Annotated in this window: 2 protein-coding genes; one reads left to right on the top strand and one right to left on the bottom strand. The window is 38.1% G+C overall.

Annotated elements, in window-relative coordinates:
- Window positions 1-87: 87 nt before the first annotated feature.
- Entirely contained in the window at window positions 88-759 is a 672-nt protein-coding gene (locus Q0L65_RS05520) for a TetR/AcrR family transcriptional regulator (protein ID WP_296684301.1), read from the bottom strand.
- A 132-nt stretch (window positions 760-891) separates the two neighbouring features.
- Between Q0L65_RS05520 and Q0L65_RS05515 the strand changes: the two genes are divergently transcribed.
- Window positions 892-2,517, top strand: a 1,626-nt coding sequence (locus Q0L65_RS05515) for an ABC transporter ATP-binding protein (protein ID WP_296684298.1), incomplete at its 3' end; no start/stop codon positions are given.

Below are 2,517 nucleotides of genomic sequence, written 5' to 3'. Positions count from 1 at the left end.
ATGAACTGGAAAGGGGTGATTCAGGATGGGAGAACGAAGAACTTCAAATAGGCATAAGTCCGGAGGGAGGGAGTCCGAAGGGGATTTTTACTGTAACGACTTGAATAACAAATCCTTTAAATACCTAGCCACGAATTCCGTCTTGTGCTTCTTCCCGGCGTCTGTTAATTTAGGCAGGTGCTGACTGAAAAACAGCTGCGAATGCGCGGTTTCAATTAGTGTGCTGCTTAATGAATGAGGAAATTCGTAGGCTAGATTGTGTGATTGAATCAATTCAGAAATGCGGGCACACAAGTCTTTATAGGGCTTAAATACGGCATTCTCATTGATTTCCTTGACCTCTTTCACCAAGTAGACTTTGCTACTTTCAGTGATGACAATTTGGTGTAAATACTTTTTATTGTAATCCGACTGACCTTCACTCTCCTCTAATGGGTGCGTCAATAATTCAATCAGACGTTCTAGTTTCGCTTTTGAATTTGCCAAAGGTTGCAATTGAAACACCACCAAGTACTCCATGTAGGACCAATACCAATTCAAGATATACAATAACATCCGGTGTTTATTCTCAAAATAGCGGTAGATTGACGCCTCCGTCGTATTCATTTCTTTCGCTAATTTCTTAAAGGTAAAATTCTCAAAACCCAGCGTATGAATTAAATCAATCGCATTTTTCACAATTTGTTTGCCTAATTCCGTGCTTTCCGGATCCCGTAAATAAATCTTTTCGTTGACCTTAAAACTAAGTGAATAATCCATTGTTATACCTTTTGAACAAAGCAAAGTTAATAATAGAAACACTAACACAAAAGATATTTTAACAATTATTAATAATAGTGTTACTATTATTTAAAAAAGTCTTTATAGTTTTGCATCAGAAAACATATTGTTATGCAACAAACAAGTCCATTTAAGCGAGTTCAAGCTCTGATACAGGATAATAAGAAAGAGGTTACTTCGATCTATTTGTTCTCTATTTTGGGAGGTATTGTGAATCTAAGTTTACCACTCGGGGTTCAAACGATCATCGGATTAGTGATGGGGGCGACCATGGTTACCTCCATCTATGTGCTCATCTTTTTAGTGGTGCTGGGAGTATTCCTGATGGGTTTGTTCCAAATCAACCAGATGAAAATTATCGAGTCTATCCAGCAAAAAATCTTCGCTCATTATGCCTATGATTTCGCGAATAAGATCCCGCAATTGGATCTAAAACAGATGGACAAATACCATATTCCAGAGAAAGTGAACCGGTTTTTTGATACACTGAATATTCAAAAAGGCTTTGCGAAACTATTGTTAGATATCCCGGTAGCGACGGTGCAGATTGTCTTTGGCATTATTCTTTTATCGCTATATCATCCACTGTTCATCATTTTAGGGTTGATCTTATTGCTCTTGCTAGGCTTAATTTTATTTTATACTTCTAAAAAAGGGATCGAAACAAGTATCGAGGAATCGAACTTCAAATATGGGGTGGCAGGATTTTTTGGGGAAATCGCACGAACCATTAAGACTTTTAAATTTAGCCAAGGCTCAGACCTGAATTTAACCCGAACAGACGAAAACGTGCTGGGTTATTTGGGCGCGAGGACAAAGCACTTCCAAGTACTTTTATTTCAATATAAATCGCTGCTATTTTTCAAAGTTGCATTGACCACCTTAATGCTGACTTTAGGTTCCTATTTATTAATTAACCAGCAGCTAAACGTAGGCGAATTTGTCGCGGCAGAAATCGTGATTATGTTAGTGATTGGGGCGGTTGAAAAACTCATTATCAGCTTAGATAGTGCATACGATGTGATTACAGGATTGGAGAAATTAGCGAGCGTTACGGATAGCCCCCTTGAAGCAAGTGGTGAATTACAATTAGATGCCAAAGAGGGAATCGAAATTGACATGAGGAATTTTAGCTTTGAATTTGAGCAAGGGAAGCCGGTCTTAAATTCAATCAATCTTAACATTCAACCTGGTGAAAAAATCCAACTCTCGGGGCCAGCGGGTTCGGGAAAATCAATTTTGATGCGAGTACTTACCGGCAATTATCCAGACTTCAAGGGGACTTTATTGCTGAATAATGTTCCCATAAAAAATTACAACTTAGAAAGCCTCCGAAAACACACGGGTATTTTGCTTCAAAATCAAGAGATTTTTGATGGAACTGTGTGGGAAAATATAAGTTTAGGTAATACAGAAATAAGTTCTGCCTTGGTTTTAGCCACAGCAAACGAATTAGGTTTTGCAGACTTCTTAAACCACTTTCCACTGGGATTCGATACAGCCATTGAGCCTTTGGGTAAAAAAACACCGCAAACCATTGTCAAAAAAATACTATTACTTCGAGCATTGTGTGGGGACAAACGTTTGCTACTTTTGGAGAACCCTTGGAATGGCTTGGATGCAGAATTAGCGGAGAAATTGAGAGTTTATTTATTGAACAAATCGAAGACAACAGTGATTATTTCAACAAATGGCTCCGTAGGGTTTGAACAAAAATTGATCATCAACAATGGAAAA

It is taken from the genome of Flavobacterium sp. (genome assembly GCF_024642105.1).
Taxonomy (GTDB): Bacteria; Bacteroidota; Bacteroidia; order Flavobacteriales; family Flavobacteriaceae; genus Flavobacterium.
The sequence above is the reverse complement of the archived record's forward strand: the minus strand, read 5'-3'. Positions and strand labels throughout refer to the sequence as shown.

Bases quoted from the DNA above. Each gene is read 5' to 3' on its own strand.
- Q0L65_RS05520 (WP_296684301.1), bottom strand. From the start codon at position 759: ATGGATTATTCACTTAGTTTTAAGGTCAACGAAAAGATTTATTTACGG.